We start from the raw sequence: 16,648 nt of genomic DNA on the forward strand, positions 1-16,648 counted from the left end.
ATATCGATTGAAGAAATTATTGCGTATCGTAATGATTACAGTTTTAATTTTAGCTGTTGATTTATACGGGAAATTACTCGTTTCACAATATATATTAACCCCATCTCAATCAAAGCAAGAAAATAAAATTGTGAAAAAGAAAAAACAAGTAAATGAAGACTCTTCAAATACGGTTTTAAATATGATTGGTGTGGACTCTGAAAATTTATTAGCAAAATGGGGCGAACCATCTCGAATAGAACCATCTGCTTACGGATATGAATGGTGGGTATACAATCAAGATTTAGCACAGTATGTTCAATTTGGGGTTGCTGAACGTAAAGTTGTAACGGCGTATGTTGCAGGTGAGCAAGTTAAAGTACCGCCTTATTATATAAATGAAAAGTATGAAGATGTGTATAAAAAGAATCCACTCTCTCATGAGATTTCGTTAAAAAGAGGGAAGAATAGTTATCAATTTGAGTTGTCTGATACCGAAGTGATGGAACAACCATTAATACCTGTAGAAGATGGCTGGGCACAATTATATTTTGATCATTTTACACATGAGCTTGTTGGTGTTCGGTATATGGATGACGAAACGTTATTACGACAAAGACCGTATCAGCTTGTTTATTCAGGTGAATTACTAGCAGAACAACCATTAACTCCAGAGAAAATGAAACAAATAGAGAATGGAAATATGCAACAAATTTTTGATTTAACAAATATTATTCGAAGTCGTCATGAGTTGCCGTTGTTAACATGGGATCAACAAACGGCAGATGTGGCTATTGGTCATAGTAAAGACATGAAGGATAATAATTACTTTTCACACGATTCACCTACACTAGGTACGTTAGGAGATCGTCTGCAGCGCGGGAAAGTAGGATTTCAACTTGCTGGTGAGAACATAGCGGCGCAACATAGTGATGGAATTGCGGCGGTGCAAGGTTGGTTAAATAGTGAAGGGCATAGGAAGAATTTATTAAATGAACAATTTACAGGATTAGGTATTGGGGTATACGATAAGTTTTATACACAAAACTTTATTCGAAAATAAAGTTTTGTAGGGGACACTTCCCGGTTAATTACTTCGTATTCACTGAATTGTAGGTGGGAATCTTACCGTATGCAAATAGCAGGATAAAAAGGTGCATGAATCGTCTAAAAATAGGCGAACCATGCGCCTTTTTTTTCTTACTATATAGTAGATAGATATGAAGAGGTGAGGATTATGCCAACCACAAAAGGACCGTTACATCCATCGGTTCAACAGTTTAAAGAGTTTGTAAACCATCACCCTAAAATGGTTCATGAGGTTAGAAGTGGTCACAAAACTTGGCAACAGTTTTATGAAGAATGGTATTTACTTGGTGAAGAAGATCCGATATGGGCAACTTTTAGACCTGATGGAGCGCCTGCTTTTTCTTCGGTAAAAGAAAATAAACAAGAAAAAGAAAAAGAAAAAGAAAAAGATAATCGAACTGAAGAGGAAAAAACAGCAGATGTGATGGGACAAATGCTTTCTTTCTTTAAAAAGCTAGATGTGGAACAAATGCAACACCATTTAGCCAATGTGACGAGTGCCATTGGTAGTGTGCAACAAGTTTTTCAACAATTTCAAGGGAAGCCCGTGCGGCAAGAAGAGAGTACTTCCGAAAATAATCCATTTTTCTTTCAGAAGGATTAGGGGGAAAGCGGATGAGAGCAGAAATTATGGAGTTTATAAAGGCTGATGAGGATTTATCTCGCTATATTAGGGAGCAACCGTACTGGTATAGAAAACTAACGCGAAACCCTAAAGAAAAAGAGGCTTTTGAGTTAGCGGCTATGCAGCATTTCAAAAAAACGATACCAGATAAAGTTGAAAAATTCCAAAATCAATTGGCAGTTGCTTCCATTATGATCGATATGTTTCAATATATGAAGCAGCAAAATACAACATAATTGGAAGGGAAAACTATGTCCGTCATGCAGAACTTTTGATACAATAGAAGCGGATTATTTAAAAAGGAGTTGCAGCATGAGCATGACGGAAATTTGTTTAGTACGACATGGACAAACTGATTGGAATTTTCAAGAGATTATTCAAGGACGTGAAGATATTCCACTTAATGAAGTGGGGAAGAAGCAAGCGAGTCAAAGTGCAGCAGCTTTGCAAGCAGAAGCATGGGATATAATAATAAGTAGCCCGTTAATTAGAGCGAAAGAAACGGCTAAGGAAATTGCAGTTGCTACTGGATTACAATCAATTTTATTAGATGAGCGATTTGTTGAACGTAATTTTGGTGAAGCTTCTGGGAAGCCAGTTGCGACTGTTAGGGAGTTAATTGCAGAAGGTAAAGTAGAAGGTATGGAGCAAGATGAAGAGATTGTAACTCGTTGTTTTGCTGCTGTAAAAGATGTTGCAGAAACTCATTCTGGCAAACGTATTATCATTGTAGCGCATTCACATGCGATAAAAGCAATTTTACATGCAATTGCACCGGAAGATATTTCGTTTAAGACGCCATTAAAAAATGCATGTATTAGTTATGTGAAAGAAAATAGTGGGAAATGGGATGTTCTGAAATATAATATTGCGGAACATATTAATGTATAAGTATGTGCTGGAATTATATGGAAAATAGTTAGAATAATATCTTTCTGTTTAGTGAGACACTTCAATTAGTAGTTCTAATCTAAATGTGGTATGATGAATATTCGGAGGTGTCTCTCATGATTGTAGCGACGCTGGAAAGCGTATTGATATTAGATAAGGCAGAGCAGCTTGCAAAAGCGATTATCTGTTCAGATATAGCAGAAGACTATCGTAAGTGTTATAAAGAATTGCATGAAGATATGGAAGTTCAGACGTTAATTCAGCAATTTACAGCGATGAAAGAACGATATGAAGAAGTGCAACGTTTCGGTAAATACCATCCTGATTATACTTTCGTTTCGACGAAAATGAGGGAGTTAAAGCGTTCTGTAGACTTACATGATAAGGTTGCAGCTTTTAAACGAGTAGAAACGGCTTTGCAAAAGTTGTTAGATGAAGTTAGTGTAGCAATCGGTTCTGAGGTGTCTTCTTCCATCAAAGTTCCAACAGGAAATCCATTTTTTGATGCTGGTGGCTGTGGTGGCGGTTGTGGTACCGGCGGAGGTTGTGGCTGTAAAACGGGGTAAATTACCCCGTTTTTTAGAAGATAGAAGAAAACGTATACAGAGTTTGTCCTGTAATGTCATAAATTTCTGATTGGTTTTCATAAAATATAAAATATATGTTTTTAAAAGGAGAAGATGGAGAAGATTATGTTCGGGCAACGACAAAGTATGATTGTTTATTTACATTCATTGAAACATGCCAAGATTTTAAGGAAATATGGTAACATACACTACATATCAAAACGCTTAAAATACGCAGTAGTATATTGTGATATGGAACAAATTGAGCATATGATGCAAAAGTTGAACAAACTTCCTTTTGTGAAAAAGATAGAACAGTCGTACCGCCCGTATTTAAAAACGGAATTTGAAAATTCACGTCCTGATCGGGCAAAAGAATACGATTATAGCTAATAGAAAAAATCCCCTGCTAATTTTAGCGGGGGATTTTTTTTACTTGAAATAACACTTTATTTCATTGGAGGAATGAAATTATTCATTCGTAAAATGCCAATTAAATGATTGAAAAACAGTTCTTTTTCTGGGAAAGTTGTGGATGGTTTTACCGTAAAGGTAGTCACTTTTCTTCCTAGTTGTTCTGCCGTTTCTTCAAATAAAATAACGCGTTTACTTTTTTTATTTTCAAGTACAGGAATGCCTTCGCGACATATGTATAATGGTTGGAAATCACCAGTAGTAGTTGGTTTTAATATTACAACAAGTGAGCACACTTTTTTTTCATTTTTAATCGTTTCAAATTGTAACATATGTGTTATACGTTCTTGATTTGCTTTGGCAATTTCAAGTAATTCATATAAATCAGAGTAGCCTTCTCCGAGTTCTATAAAGCGTTGAATCATATTTTTTCCTCCTCTTTCTTTTACTGTACCATCTCACTTTTTAAATGAAAAGTAGACAACGAAAAAAAACCCTGCAAAGCAGGGCCCTTCTTATACTAGCATGTACTAGTAAGAAGGCAAAGGGAGAGGAGAAACCGGAGGAAGAACTTATGGGGAAACGTAAGTCTTCTCCGCGGTTGGCAACAACATCGAAGGTGATGTTGTTATAATTATTTATGTCCAATCTAAATGAAGATATACATCATGAAATTAAATTTTATGTTGGGCTTTTTATTTTTCTTTTTTTTATTTTATGATAGGATAAAAAAGGTAAAGTGAAACGAATAGTTCGTGTTAGCGAATGGTGAGATGAATACATAAAAATGCAGAGCGGTTATTTTAAACTAAGTTCTTCTAGTGTTCGTTGAAAGATGAATGGAATCGTATGGTTTGGTAGCGGTTACTGAATGGAGAAGGGTTTCTATAATTGCTCGATAGATTGAAATAAAGGTAGTGACAACAGATGAGAGTAGTTTCAGGAAAATGTAAAGGACACCCACTTAAAGCGGTGCCAGGTAATACAACACGTCCAACGACAGATAAAGTAAAAGAATCGATTTTTAATATGATAGGCCCTTATTTTGATGGCGGTATCGCGCTTGATTTATTTGGCGGTAGTGGTGGTCTTGGAATCGAGGCTATAAGTAGAGGGATTGATAAAGCAATCTTTGTTGATCGAGATAATAAAGCGATAAAGGTAATCCATCAAAATTTAGAAAGTTGTAGAATACAGGAACAAGCTGAAGTATATCGAAATGATGCAGAACGTGCGGTAAAGGCTCTTATAAAACGTGAAATATCATTCGATCTTATATTAATTGATCCTCCATATAAAGATCAAAAAATTGTATCTTTAATTAGTGTGATGGATCAACATGAATTGCTACATAGAGATGGATTAATTATGTCAGAGCATGGTAATGATGTAGTTTTACCTGAGTCTATAGGAAGACTTGTAAAAGTGCGAGCTGAGAATTATGGCATTACAGCAATCTCGATCTATAAGTATGAAGGTGAGGGGACGGAATGACTAGTATAGCTATTTCTTCGGGAAGTTTTGATCCAATTACCCTTGGGCATCTGGATATTATTAAAAGGGGAGCAAAAGTATTTGATGAGGTATATGTAGTAGTTTTAAACAATTCTTCAAAAAAACCTTTCTTTTCAGTTGAAGAGCGCTTAGATTTAATTCGAGAAGCAACAAAGGATATCCCGAATGTAAAAGTAGATTCACATAGTGGACTATTAGTGGAGTATGCGAAAATGCGTAATGCAAACGCGATTTTGCGTGGGTTACGAGCGGTTTCTGATTTTGAATATGAGATGCAAATTACTTCTATGAATCGAAAATTAGATGAAAATATTGAAACCTTTTTTATTATGACAAACAACCAATATTCATTTTTAAGCTCGAGCATTGTAAAAGAAGTTGCGAGATATGGAGGAAGCGTAGTAGATCTTGTACCTCCTGTTGTAGAACGTGCATTAAAAGAAAAGTTTCAAACCCCGTTAAAGTGAACGGGGTTTTTCTTTGTTGCTACGAAAAAATAATAAGATAACATATACATATAAACAAAATAAAGTAAATATCGGTCCATAGTGTACAAAAGATGTCCAAATTTCATGCAGTATAGAAGAATGATTCGATAAAAATACAGGGATATCTTTTTGCATAGGTGAAAAAGAGCTTACTTTTTCATAAAATGGTTTCCAAAATATAAAAGTAAAAATAGGAGCAAGAATACTTTGGATAATTCGTGCGAAAAAATAGGGCTTAAATCGGATGTCTGTTTCAGCTAATATGCTAGCAACTTGTGCCTGAATAGAAAGGCCGCTAAACGCTAAAATAAAGCTTGTTACCATAGCTTGCTGCAGGAGGGGTGTTTCATTTATTTGACTAATCATTTGGCTACCGAGTGTCATTTCAAAAATGCCTGATAAGATTGGAATACTAAATTCCGTAGTTAGTTGGAAGAATGATAAAATATGTTGCATAATAAAAGAAAGTGCTGCTGTAATATGAAATACAGTAATCATTTTATTTAAAACAGAGAATAAAATAATAAATCCACCAATCATAAGTAACGTTTGAATAGAAGAAACGATAGCGTCCCCAAGTAATTTTCCTATTGGTCTTTTTTCTTGCATGCGTGTCTCGTGTAGGATTGAAAAAGGGTTTTGAAAAGGACGTTTTTTAGTAGGATGTTTATCCTTCGTGGAAATGTTGTTATTGCCGTAAAAACGCATCAATAATCCGACGGCAAAGTTACTTAAATAATGTGCAGCAGCTAATACGATTCCTAATTTCGGATTATTGAAAAAACCGATAGAAACAGCACCAAAAATAAAAAGTGGATTAGATGAGTTTGTAAAAGATACGAGGCGCTCTGCTTCGATTTGTGTTAGCTGATTACTTTTACGCAGTCTAGCGCTTAATTTGGCGCCAGCAGGGAATCCTGAAGCCATTCCCATTGCCCAAACAAATCCGCCTATCCCTGGAACGCGAAAAAGTGGTCGCATGAATGGTTCTAATATAATGCCTATAAATTTTACAACACCAATACTAATTAGAAGTTCCGCAATGATAAAAAACGGTAAAAGTGAAGGGAATACAACTTCCCACCATATATTTAACCCTCGAATGGAAGCTTGCAAAGCAGCTTGGGGGTGGAGTACAAGAGAAAAGGTTAAAAACAGTGTTGATATGGTAAGGAAAGCCGTTTTCCATTTTTCATACATGTAAGTAAATCCCCCTTTGTCCCAAAAAACGTTCATTTCAGTATACGTGGATACGTGGTGAATTTAGACCATAAGTATGAAAAAGGAATGAAAAAAATTAAAGGGTGAGAAAAATGAAAGAACCGAAAATTGGTTTAGCTCTTGGATCTGGGGGCGCAAAAGGTTTTGCTCATATTGGTGTTATAAAAGTTTTAAGGGAAAATGGTATTCCGATTCATATGATTGCAGGAAGTAGTATGGGGGCTTTAGTAGGTACATTTTATGCAGCTAGCTCAAACGTTGAAAGGCTGTATAAACTGGCAAATGTTTTTAAGAGAAAATATTATTTAGATTTTACGGTTCCGAAAATGGGATTTATTGCTGGAAAACGTGTCAAAGATATGATTAAAATGTTTACATATAATAAAAATTTAGAAGAGTTAGATATCCCGACGGCTGTTGTGGCTACTGACATCTTGAAGGGGGAAAAAGTAGTTTTTACAAGTGGTCCTGTTGCAGAGGCGGTGAGAGCTAGCATATCTGTACCTGGGGTGTTTGTACCAGAAAAAATAGATGGACGATTATTGGTGGATGGCGGAGTGATTGATCGTATTCCAGTATCGGTTGTGAAAGAGTTAGGTGCTGATATTGTTATTGCTGTTGATGTATCCCCGATTAAAGTGAATGGAGAGGTTACGTCTATTTATGATGTAATTATGCAGAGTATTGAAATTATGCAACATGAGCTTGTGATGAATCGGCAAATTGCATCTGATTTAATGATGCGACCAGCTGTAGAGCAATTTAGTTCACGTGCTTTTACAAATATTGAAGACATTATTCGAGTTGGAGAAGTAGAAGCGGAAAAACATGTTGCAAATATTCATTTATTAATTGAGCAGTGGAAGGAGAAACATAATGTTTAAGCGTTTTCGGTTTATATATGCAATTTTAATAGGGGTTATATTGGCGATGTTACTTGTTTACGTACGTTTACCGTATTATATAACAAAACCAGGAATGGCTGCCAAATTAGAGCCTTACGTTCAAGTTGAAGGGGGAACAAAAGAATCTGGTGATTTTATGCTTGTTACGGTTTCGATGGGACCGGCAAATGTGGTCAATTTAATAGCGGCACAGTTTAATAAATATACACATATTTCAAAAGCGGAAGAAATATTGCAAAAAGGTGAAAGTGATGAAGAATATCAATTTCGCCAAAATTATGCGATGAAAGATTCGCAAAATGCAGCGATCTATAATGCTTATAAACGTGCGAATCGTACTGTTTCTTTTGAAAATAAAGGTGTATTGGTTGCTGGTGTAGCGAAAGGGATGCCGTCAGAAGGAAAGCTTAAACTTGGAGATGTCATTATAGCTGTCGACGGAAAAACATTTGAAAAGACGGAGCAATTTATTGAATATATGACAGGGAAAAAAGAAGGGGATGCAGTAAATATTGAGTACAAGAGGAATGGGAAACAGTTAAAAGAAAATCTAAATGTAAAGACCATTCCGAATGGAAATGGGCGTGTTGGTATAGGAGTTTCTATCGTTACGGAAAGAGAATTAGTGGTAGATCCGAAAGTGAAAATTGATTCTCATGAAATAGGCGGACCATCGGCAGGACTAATGTTTACATTAGAAATATATAATCAACTTGTGGAAGATGATTTAACAAGAGGGCATGAAATAGCTGGAACAGGGACGATTAATGAAAAGGGAGAAATTGGCCCGATTGGTGGTATTCAGCAAAAAGTGGTCGCTGCAAGTGATGCTGGTGCTGAAGTGTTCTTTGCGCCAAATGAAAAAGGTGCGGAGAAATCGAATTATAAAGATGCACTTGAGGCTGCGAAAGATATTAAAACAAAAATGAAAGTTGTACCAGTGGATACGCTGGAGGATGCATTACTGTATTTGGAAAAAATGGGAGAGAAAAAATAAACCTCTCTGAAAAAGAGAGGTTTTTTATAGGAATTTTGCAGTTATTTCATCATAACGAATTGGATGATGTGTTGCATCTTGTTTTAGTAGTTGTGTTCGTAACGGTTCTTGCATGATGGAGTAATATACAGAATTGGCTTTTCGCTCTATGTGTAAAGTAGGATGGTCAAATGTTTTTGTATGGGTAAGGATTGGAAGCTCTATTTTTTTCTTGTTTTTTGAAAGGTAAGTTTGTCCTTTTCGTGACATGCCTAGTAGACGGATGTACGGTGCATGCTGCTCTATATTTGCGTTATGAATTTCTTTCTTTGTTGTATTCGTTAAAATGTGTGTACAAGCTCTTTGCAATCTAGTCCACGTATAACGCTTCGTTTTTAATGCTTCCATGAATGAATAGAAGGAGGTACTGGTTTGTATTTTTGATAAAATACGATGCTCTAAACCTTCTTCAATTTCATATATATGTCGTAAGTCGTCTGGAGACATCGTCATAAGTTTGTATTTAAAAAATGAAAAGTATTGTTCCCAATTGTGTAATGTCCCGTAGTTTTGTTTGTAACTTGCTAAAAGAGAAGCAGTCGCTTTTGGGATAAAAGGCTCAATTTCTGTAAAGGAACTATTTTCGCTAAAAAGTTGTTTGCGAATACTTGTTGCGCTTGCTATATGTTGGTCGTTAAAAGTTTCATCATGATAATGAGATGCAAATCTTTTTATCGTTTGTGCTTGCATAGAACTATTTTGTGTCAAAATTGATTTCATGTATTGGAAGCCTAAAATGTTATTTGGTTGTGACATGTCTATGTTTTTTTCAGAAGGTAAAATGTGTAGGAAAGCTTCAGATGTAGCTTTTGCGTAACTATTACCTGCGTTCATAAATTGCTTTACAAGACGATTATAAGTCTCTTCTTCATTTTTTTGCACAGAGATGGTGTTATAAAAATTTTCGACTTGTCCATCTTCACTACCGAAACAAATTTCAGAAACGTGAAGGGCGTTTAAAATAGAAATAGCGCCATTTGCAAAGGTTTCAGCCTTTTGTGTTGAGAAGGCATATGGAAGCTCTACAACGAGGTCTACACCGCATGCTAAGGCCATTTTTGTGCGATACCATTTGGATACGAGTGCCGGCTCACCACGTTGTAAAAAAGGGCCACTCATAACAGCGATTGTAATATCCGAGTGTGTTAACTTTTTTGTTTGTTGCACATGATAATCATGACCGTTATGAAAAGGGTTATATTCAACAACAATACCACTGGCTTTTATGGTAATCTCTCCTTTCGATGTAGCATCTTTTTCAAAAACGTGATACTCTATATATTATTTACTATGATGACTTCATTATAGTGTAAAGAAAAAACATTGACAAATATAAAATGGCTAGCTATAATTTTGTTTGTTGCCTTGAGGTGATATGATATGAAATGGTCCATCCATCAATTGAATAAATTGAGAAATAAAGGATTGACATTGGATGAGATGGTAGATGTAAGTGAACTAAAAGAGGTCGAGAAAGATATTCGTGAAATTAATCCTGTTCATGTAACAGGGAGAGTTGATTTTGGCTCCGGTAAGTTTACGTTCCATCTACATATAACTGGAAGCATGGTTTTACCATGTTCTCGCTCTTTAGTAGATGTGACATTACCATTTGACATTAAAACAACTGAGGTGTTCCAAACTTCACAAGAAGAATTTGAAACTGAAGCTGAAATTCATTGTTTAGAAGGAGAAGTACTTGACTTACTGCCCGTAATCAAGGAAAATATACTTTTGGAGATTCCAATGCAAATTTTCAGTGATGATGTTTCTGGTGGAGCACCGATGCAAGGTCAAGACTGGCAAGTGATTTCGGAAGAAAACAAAGAAAAGACTGTTGATCCACGATTAGCAGGACTTGCAAAGTTTTTTGACAAATAATCGGAAGACTGGTTTAGGCCTTCATATGAAAATAACTATTTCTTTTAAGGAGGTGGGAAGAATGGCTGTACCTTTTAGAAGAACTTCTAAAACAGTAAAAAGAAAGCGTCGTACGCATTTCAAATTATCAGTACCTGGTATGGTAGAGTGCCCAAGCTGTGGTGAAGCGAAATTAGCTCACCGTGTATGTAAAGCATGCGGTACTTACAAAGGTAAAGAAGTAATCAGCAAGTAATTGCGGGAAAATAAACGTAGAAGATATCTTCTACGTTTATTTTTTTTGTCTTATTCTTTATTTGTTGTATTCTATCTTTTCTAGTAACTGCATATGCTTAATAAAAAATGCATAGGGAGGACTAGAGAGATGGCGACAACAAGACAAGATGCTTGGACTGATGATGAAGATTTGCTTCTGGCAGAAGTAGTACTCCGGCATATTCGAGAAGGTGGAACGCAATTATCTGCCTTTAAAGAAGTGGGAAGACATTTATCTCGTACACCAGCAGCATGTGGCTTTAGATGGAATTCTTGCGTTAGAAAGCAATACAAAGAACGTATTGAAGAAGCGAAGCAACTACGTAAAGTAGAAAATTATGAAGTAAAAGAGACAAAGGTATTAGAACCTACGTCAATTACATTGAATGATGTTATTGATTTCTTGCAAAATTATAAAGATGAAAACTCTTTAATGGTGTTGCAACAGCAAATTGAATCGTTACAAACAGAGAAAGAGAGTCTTTTGGAGCGATTATCAGTATATGAGGAAGAATATAGAACATTGCTTGATTATATCGATCAAAAAAGAAGTGTAATGGTAGCAGAAAGAAATAGCGCTCGTTCGAATGGGAAATTAGAAAAATTAAAGAAATAAAAAAACAGCTGCTATGTAGCTGTTTTTTTTATTTCTTATGCAGATTCTTCATTTGTAATCGCATTCAAATTTGTTTTTGGGTTCCAAACATAAAAATCACCATCAGGTACTGATACAGGATGGAAATTTAATTTATCCCAAAAACCAGCTGAATGGATACGTGCAATCGTTTTAATTGGGAACTTTAGCGCCTTCGCATAATTTACAAGCATTTCTCCGAATCCTTGTTTTTGGAAAGTTGGTAACACTTCAAGTTTATAGAGTTCTAGGTAAGTGCCTGTAATTTCGAATGGTTCACCGCCGTTCCTTTTCATATATAGACTCATACGTGCAATTAGTGATCCGCCATAATAAATACCGTAAAATGGAGATTCACTATCGTTTTCAATAATGTTTGCCTGTAATTCTTCTAACATGGATAGTTCTTGAGCTCCGCAACCTTTAAATTTTTTAAATTCATCTAATGTTTTATAATTGATGAGCAAGCGCTCAACTTTTGGGAATCCCATAACATCACATCCTTTTCTTGTCTTCTTGAATGCAGAAAAGTTAAAATATTTATAATAATATTATAACTCATTTTGTTATTTTTATGAAGATGATAGTATATTTCTTTTATTATTTTTTTTAGGATTTGCTAAACTAAGAGTAGAAGCATATTAATAGGTAGTATATACATATTGAAAGAAGAGGTTGCATTTGTTTGTTAAAGAGCAATGAAACTGTAAACTGTGTTAATGGAATGGAGAAAGATAAAGTGAAACTGTAATCGGTGGGATTTGTTCACCTTTAGTTAATTATGATTCCGCAACAATCAGGCGTTTGCGGGAGAAAAAGGGGGAGGAAAAAGGGACTTATGTATCGTGATTATATGAGTTCCTTGTGTGAAAATGAAAATTGGAGTTGTTGGACCAGGAGCTATTGGTCTATTGTATGCATTTTATTTACAAAAAAGTAAGCAAGATGTTACGTTGTTTACAAGAACAGCTAAACAGGCTGGGGAATTGAATATAACGGGTGTAACTTGTATGAGGGAGGGAAAAAGCGAAACGGTATTCCCACCTGTTTTGCCAATAGAAAGTATGCTAGGCCAGCAGCTAGACTATATATTTATTGCTGTTAAGCAATATCATATAACTGACATACTACCTTTTGTACGAGCGGAATCCTCATTAATCTTTTTGCAAAACGGAATGTCGCACCTTCATGCTATGCAGCAAATAGGGAATGAAAATATTGCGGTTGGGATTGTAGAGCACGGTGCAAAAAAAGGAGAAAAACATATCGTTTATCATACAGGGATAGGTGTAACAAAGTTTGGAATTGTGCACGGCCAGCCTATACATTTTGAAAAAATATTTAATTGCTTTCCTTTTCCTCATTTTCCGATTCAAATAGAAGATGACTGGAAGGATGTCATGTACAAAAAGTTAGTAGTTAATGTATGTATCAATCCATTGACAGCATTATTACAAGTCCAGAACGGAGAGTTGATTACGAACCCGTTTTTTTATCGGATGATGGAACAAGTATTTCAAGAGGTCGTTTTTCTTGTTGAAGAAGAAAAAGAAATGGTATGGGAAATGGTACGTCACGTATGTGAAAGAACATCTCGTAATACATCATCTATGCTGGCAGATGTAAGGGCGAATAGACAAACGGAAATTGGTGCGATTGTTGGATATGTATTAGAAGAAGCTAAGAAACAGCAACGATCCGTTCCGACACTTCAATTTTTGTTCGATGCAATAAAAGGATTAGAAGTAAAAGTATAAGTGTAATTCTTTGCTTTTACGTGCAACATTGACTACAATGTGGATTGGTGAGAGAACAGGATACGAAAGGAAGAATTATATGGAGATAAAAGAAATCTCTGTTCCGCAACAAGGCGTTGTAGCGGACTATATGAACGATAAAAAAGAGATACAGTCTTGTTTTGACTATATGTTAACAGAAGAAGATGCTTTTAAACAGCGTGTACATGATTTGCGTGAGAGGGAGTTTTTCCGCCAAGATTTAGTAGCGCATTTATTAGAATATAATACAAAATTACAAGCGGGAGAAGCTACGATTCAAAATGTAAAAGCGCTTGGAGATGAAAATACATATGTTGTGATAGCTGGTCAACAAGCTGGGTTATTAACGGGACCACTTTATACAATTCATAAAATCATTTCAGTTTTACAGCTTGCGAGGGAAAAGGAAGAAAGTTTAGGTGTTAAAGTCGTTCCTGTTTTCTGGATTGCTGGTGAAGACCATGATATGGATGAAATTAATCATACTTTTGTAACGAAGAATAAAAAAATAAAAAAGACTATTTTTCATGATCGTAATCCGAAAAAGGCGAGTGCTTCAGAGTCCGAACTTTCTTTGGAAGACTGTAGAAAGTGGATTGAAGAAATTTTTAAAACATACCCTGAAACGAATTTTACAAAGGATGTACTGCAGTTTATTGATGATTCTCTGGAGAAATCAAATACCTATGTAGATTTCTTTGGTCATCTTATTATGAAAATGTTCGTGAATTCTGGTTTAATTCTTGTCGATTCGCATCATCCTGAATTAAGAAAATTAGAAGTGCCGTTTTTTAAACAAATTGTAAGTAAGTATAAAGAAGTGCAAGAGGGGCTTTATAACCAACAGGAAGTAATTAAAGAATTAGGATATAAACCAATTATTGAAACAAAGTCTAATGCAGTACATATATTCATGGAAATTGATAATGAGCGAGTGTTGCTTGAAGACAATCAAGGCAAGTTTGTTGGGAAGGATGGGACGTATTCCTTTTCATATGAGGAATTGATGGAAGAGATGGAAAGAAGCCCGGAGCGCTTTAGTAATAATGTTGTAACGCGCCCTCTTATGCAAGAGTATGTCTTTCCTACACTAGCGTTTATTGGAGGTCCAGGAGAATTAGCTTACTGGAGTGAATTGCAACAAGTCTTTCATACTATCGGTTTTCGAATGCCACCTGTCGTTCCGCGTATTACAATCACTTATATAGATAGGGATATAGCGACAGATTTACACGATTTACAATTGCAAGACAGTGATCCGTTTTTAAATAACGTAGATACGCTGCGTGAAAACTGGTTATCTAATCAAATAGAGGAACCGATAGATGATCGATTTGTAGAGGCGAAAAAAGAAATAATTGATATTCATACGTCATTACAACAGTTTGTGAAGAAAATAGATCCTGGATTAAGTGCGTTTGCAGGGAAAAATGAATTCAAAATTAATGAACAAATTGAACTGTTGGAAAGAATGTTGAAAAGAAATGTTGAGAAAAAGCATGAGGTGCAGTTAAATAAATTCCGTCGCATACAATTTGCACTTCGTCCATTAGGGGCGCCGCAAGAGCGTGTGTGGAATGTATGTTACTATTTAAATCAGTTCGGTTTGGATTTCGTTGATCGTGTAATGGAAAACAAGTTTTCTTGGGACGGAAAACATCATGTTATAAAACTATAGAATCTTGCTCTTAGGAGCAGGATTTTATTTTTGTTCTGTTGAATTTACTGTGAAGTGAAATTTTTCTGAATTATTAATTTAAAAACAGTGAATATTTTAATTATGCAGGATACTTAAATATATGACAAAATAGCACAAAATGTAAACGTATTATCATCTTTTTCGACAGTTTTTTATTTAAATTCCCGCAAAAGATGATAAAATTTAGTATATAATAAAAGAAAATAGCGATTTGTATAGTATGCTGCCTTTGTAGGCAAGTTAAATGAGTCGTTCTTTCATAGTATTTCGTTCTCTAATCGTGAAATATGCGTTTGGAGGGGAGATGCATTCAACATAATTAATTGGAAAAAGAGTAGGTGCAACAATGTTTAAACACGTAACAGTACTTTTGAAGGAAACAGTAGACGGCTTAGATATAAAGCCAGGTGGTACATATGTAGATTGTACACTGGGGGGAGGAGGACATAGTTCTTATTTATTATCCCAATTAACTGAAGGCGGAAGATTAATCGCTTTTGATCAAGATGAGATAGCGATTCAAAATGCGAAAGAAAGATTCTCTTCATACGGTGAGCAGTTCATAACAGTAAAGAGTAATTTCCGTTATTTATCTGAAAAACTACAGGAATTAGGTATAACAGAAGTAGACGGTATTTTATTTGATTTAGGTGTTTCATCCCCACAATTAGATACACCAGAGCGTGGCTTTAGTTATCATCATGATGCACCGTTAGATATGCGGATGGATCAAGATGCCCCATTAACAGCATATGATGTTGTAAATAGTTGGTCATATGAACAACTTGTAAGGATTTTCTTCCAGTATGGTGAAGAGAAATTTTCAAAACAAATAGCTAGGAAAATTGAAGCGTATCGTGAGAATAAAGCTATTGAAACGACAGCAGAATTAGTAGAACTAATTAAAGAGGGTATTCCAGCTCCTGCTCGTAGAACGGGTGGACATCCTGCGAAGCGAGTGTTCCAAGCAATCCGTATTGCCGTAAATGATGAATTGAAAGTATTTGAAGAAGCGTTGGAATCTGCAATTGAGATGGTCAAACCAGGCGGAAGAGTTAGTGTTATAACATTCCATTCTTTAGAAGACCGTATTTGTAAAACGACGTTTAAGCGAAATAGTACAACGCCACAATTGCCACCAGGATTACCAATTATTCCTGATGAATTTAAGCCGAAATTAAAGCTTATTACAAGAAAACCGATTTTACCTTCTGATATAGAGTTAGAAGAAAATAATCGAGCGCGTTCTGCGAAATTGAGAATCGCTGAAAAACGATAAAAAGGGGAGAGAGGTATGAGTAACTTAGCTGTAAAGTACAAACAACAAGCGCAAGAAGAGGTACAGATTCAAACGCCCCCACAGCAGATGGTTCAACCAAAAGCTAAAGCGAAGATTACAAGAATCGAAAAACTGTTGTATGTAGCATTTATTGGCTTTTTATTGTATGCCTGTGTAGCGTTTATTGGAAATAAAGCAGGCCTTTATCAAGTTAATGTAGAAGCAGCGACGATAGAACAAAAAATTGTACAGCAGCAAAAAGAAAATCAAGAGTTACAGGCTGAAGTAGAGAAGTTGAGTCGTTATGAACGAATTGCTGAAGTTGCAAAAAAACACGGGCTAGAAATTAATGCGAATAATGTGAAGGGCCTAAAATAAGGCAATAGGTGTGAA

The 16,648-nt window shown here is 35.6% G+C and carries 21 protein-coding genes; 17 read left to right on the forward strand and 4 right to left on the reverse strand.

Translation table 11 applies throughout. The annotated features are described in order from the left end of the window. The first annotated feature begins 7 nt into the window (after positions 1-7). The 6 genes from ACTFOB_RS10945 to ACTFOB_RS10970 all read left to right on the forward strand — a co-directional run bounded on the left by ACTFOB_RS10945 (position 8) and on the right by ACTFOB_RS10970 (position 3,543). Complete coding sequence (locus ACTFOB_RS10945) at positions 8-1,042, forward strand: CAP domain-containing protein (protein ID WP_440025919.1); 1,035 nt, start codon at positions 8-10, stop codon at positions 1,040-1,042. A 174-nt stretch (positions 1,043-1,216) separates the two neighbouring features. Continuing rightward, positions 1,217-1,672, forward strand: a complete 456-nt coding sequence (locus tag ACTFOB_RS10950; protein ID WP_440025920.1) for a YlbD family protein — start codon at positions 1,217-1,219, stop codon at positions 1,670-1,672. A gap of 11 nt (positions 1,673-1,683) precedes the next feature. Then, on the forward strand, positions 1,684-1,929 hold the full coding sequence (locus ACTFOB_RS10955; protein WP_151632755.1) for a YlbE-like family protein: 246 nt from the start codon (positions 1,684-1,686) through the stop codon (positions 1,927-1,929). Positions 1,930-2,011: 82 nt separating this feature from the next. Next, the gene (locus ACTFOB_RS10960) at positions 2,012-2,584 is read left to right on the forward strand and encodes a histidine phosphatase family protein (protein WP_440026071.1); all 573 of its coding nucleotides are present in this window, start codon (positions 2,012-2,014) and stop codon (positions 2,582-2,584) included. A 116-nt stretch (positions 2,585-2,700) separates the two neighbouring features. After that, positions 2,701-3,150 (forward strand): YlbF family regulator, encoded by a 450-nt coding sequence (locus ACTFOB_RS10965; protein WP_000634355.1) that lies wholly within the window; start codon positions 2,701-2,703, stop codon positions 3,148-3,150. Between the two features lie 126 nt (positions 3,151-3,276). Beyond that, positions 3,277-3,543, forward strand: a complete 267-nt coding sequence (locus ACTFOB_RS10970) for a YlbG family protein (RefSeq protein WP_002080814.1) — start codon at positions 3,277-3,279, stop codon at positions 3,541-3,543. Between the two features lie 56 nt (positions 3,544-3,599). On the opposite strand, the gene ACTFOB_RS10975 is transcribed toward ACTFOB_RS10970, so the two are convergent. Further along, complete coding sequence (locus ACTFOB_RS10975) at positions 3,600-3,989, reverse strand: DUF7147 family protein (protein ID WP_000616012.1); 390 nt, start codon at positions 3,987-3,989, stop codon at positions 3,600-3,602. Between the two features lie 502 nt (positions 3,990-4,491). Here ACTFOB_RS10975 and rsmD point away from each other — a divergent pair. Together rsmD and coaD are read left to right on the forward strand one after the other, a co-directional pair. After that, a complete protein-coding gene (rsmD, locus tag ACTFOB_RS10980; RefSeq protein ID WP_151632753.1) occupies positions 4,492-5,058 on the forward strand; it encodes a 16S rRNA (guanine(966)-N(2))-methyltransferase RsmD in 567 nt (188 codons plus the stop codon). Continuing rightward, positions 5,055-5,546 (forward strand): pantetheine-phosphate adenylyltransferase, encoded by a 492-nt coding sequence (gene coaD / locus ACTFOB_RS10985; RefSeq protein WP_000200598.1) that lies wholly within the window; start codon positions 5,055-5,057, stop codon positions 5,544-5,546. The genes rsmD and coaD overlap by 4 nt, the downstream gene beginning before the upstream one ends. Here coaD and ylbJ read toward each other — a convergent pair. Continuing rightward, positions 5,538-6,767 carry a sporulation integral membrane protein YlbJ gene (ylbJ, locus tag ACTFOB_RS10990; RefSeq protein WP_440025921.1) on the reverse strand — a complete coding sequence of 410 codons (1,230 nt, stop codon included), beginning with the start codon at positions 6,765-6,767 and terminating at the stop codon, positions 5,538-5,540. The genes coaD and ylbJ overlap by 9 nt on opposite strands. Positions 6,768-6,880: 113 nt before the next feature. Here ylbJ and ACTFOB_RS10995 point away from each other — a divergent pair, with 113 nt between their 5' ends. Beyond that, positions 6,881-7,672 (forward strand): patatin-like phospholipase family protein, encoded by a 792-nt coding sequence (locus ACTFOB_RS10995; protein WP_151632749.1) that lies wholly within the window; start codon positions 6,881-6,883, stop codon positions 7,670-7,672. Further along, on the forward strand, positions 7,665-8,690 hold the full coding sequence (locus tag ACTFOB_RS11000; RefSeq protein WP_440025922.1) for a SepM family pheromone-processing serine protease: 1,026 nt from the start codon (positions 7,665-7,667) through the stop codon (positions 8,688-8,690). Before ACTFOB_RS10995 ends, ACTFOB_RS11000 begins: the two co-directional genes overlap by 8 nt. 24 nt (positions 8,691-8,714) lie before the next feature. Here ACTFOB_RS11000 and ACTFOB_RS11005 read toward each other — a convergent pair whose 3' ends face one another. Further along, on the reverse strand, positions 8,715-9,956 hold the full coding sequence (locus tag ACTFOB_RS11005; RefSeq protein WP_440026073.1) for a nucleotidyltransferase: 1,242 nt from the start codon (positions 9,954-9,956) through the stop codon (positions 8,715-8,717). Positions 9,957-10,109: 153 nt separating this feature from the next. Here ACTFOB_RS11005 and ACTFOB_RS11010 point away from each other — a divergent pair, with 153 nt between their 5' ends. From ACTFOB_RS11010 to ACTFOB_RS11020, 3 genes are all read left to right on the forward strand, one after another. After that, entirely contained in the window at positions 10,110-10,610 is a 501-nt protein-coding gene (locus tag ACTFOB_RS11010) for a YceD family protein (protein WP_000872144.1), read from the forward strand. Between the two features lie 61 nt (positions 10,611-10,671). Further along, on the forward strand, positions 10,672-10,845 hold the full coding sequence (gene rpmF / locus ACTFOB_RS11015) for a 50S ribosomal protein L32 (protein WP_001984764.1): 174 nt from the start codon (positions 10,672-10,674) through the stop codon (positions 10,843-10,845). Between the two features lie 129 nt (positions 10,846-10,974). Next, on the forward strand, positions 10,975-11,481 hold the full coding sequence (locus tag ACTFOB_RS11020) for an RsfA family transcriptional regulator (RefSeq protein WP_151632743.1): 507 nt from the start codon (positions 10,975-10,977) through the stop codon (positions 11,479-11,481). 35 nt (positions 11,482-11,516) lie between these two features. Here the strand turns inward: ACTFOB_RS11020 and ACTFOB_RS11025 are convergent, their stop codons facing one another. Continuing rightward, positions 11,517-11,990 carry an N-acetyltransferase gene (locus ACTFOB_RS11025; protein WP_440025923.1) on the reverse strand — a complete coding sequence of 158 codons (474 nt, stop codon included), beginning with the start codon at positions 11,988-11,990 and terminating at the stop codon, positions 11,517-11,519. A gap of 375 nt (positions 11,991-12,365) precedes the next feature. Between ACTFOB_RS11025 and panE the strand changes: the two genes are divergently transcribed. The 4 genes from panE (at position 12,366) to ftsL (ending at position 16,633) form a co-directional block, all read left to right on the forward strand. Continuing rightward, complete coding sequence (gene panE, locus ACTFOB_RS11030) at positions 12,366-13,256, forward strand: 2-dehydropantoate 2-reductase (protein WP_440025924.1); 891 nt, start codon at positions 12,366-12,368, stop codon at positions 13,254-13,256. Positions 13,257-13,335: 79 nt separating this feature from the next. After that, positions 13,336-14,955 carry a bacillithiol biosynthesis cysteine-adding enzyme BshC gene (gene bshC, locus ACTFOB_RS11035; RefSeq protein ID WP_440025925.1) on the forward strand — a complete coding sequence of 540 codons (1,620 nt, stop codon included), beginning with the start codon at positions 13,336-13,338 and terminating at the stop codon, positions 14,953-14,955. Between the two features lie 367 nt (positions 14,956-15,322). Next, positions 15,323-16,255 carry a 16S rRNA (cytosine(1402)-N(4))-methyltransferase RsmH gene (gene rsmH / locus ACTFOB_RS11040; RefSeq protein ID WP_151632735.1) on the forward strand — a complete coding sequence of 311 codons (933 nt, stop codon included), beginning with the start codon at positions 15,323-15,325 and terminating at the stop codon, positions 16,253-16,255. Between the two features lie 15 nt (positions 16,256-16,270). Beyond that, positions 16,271-16,633, forward strand: a complete 363-nt coding sequence (gene ftsL, locus ACTFOB_RS11045) for a cell division protein FtsL (protein ID WP_000067081.1) — start codon at positions 16,271-16,273, stop codon at positions 16,631-16,633. Positions 16,634-16,648 lie beyond the last annotated feature (15 nt).

This window comes from Bacillus cereus group sp. MYBK79-1 (assembly GCF_051915365.1).
Lineage (GTDB): Bacteria > Bacillota > Bacilli > Bacillales > Bacillaceae_G > Bacillus_A.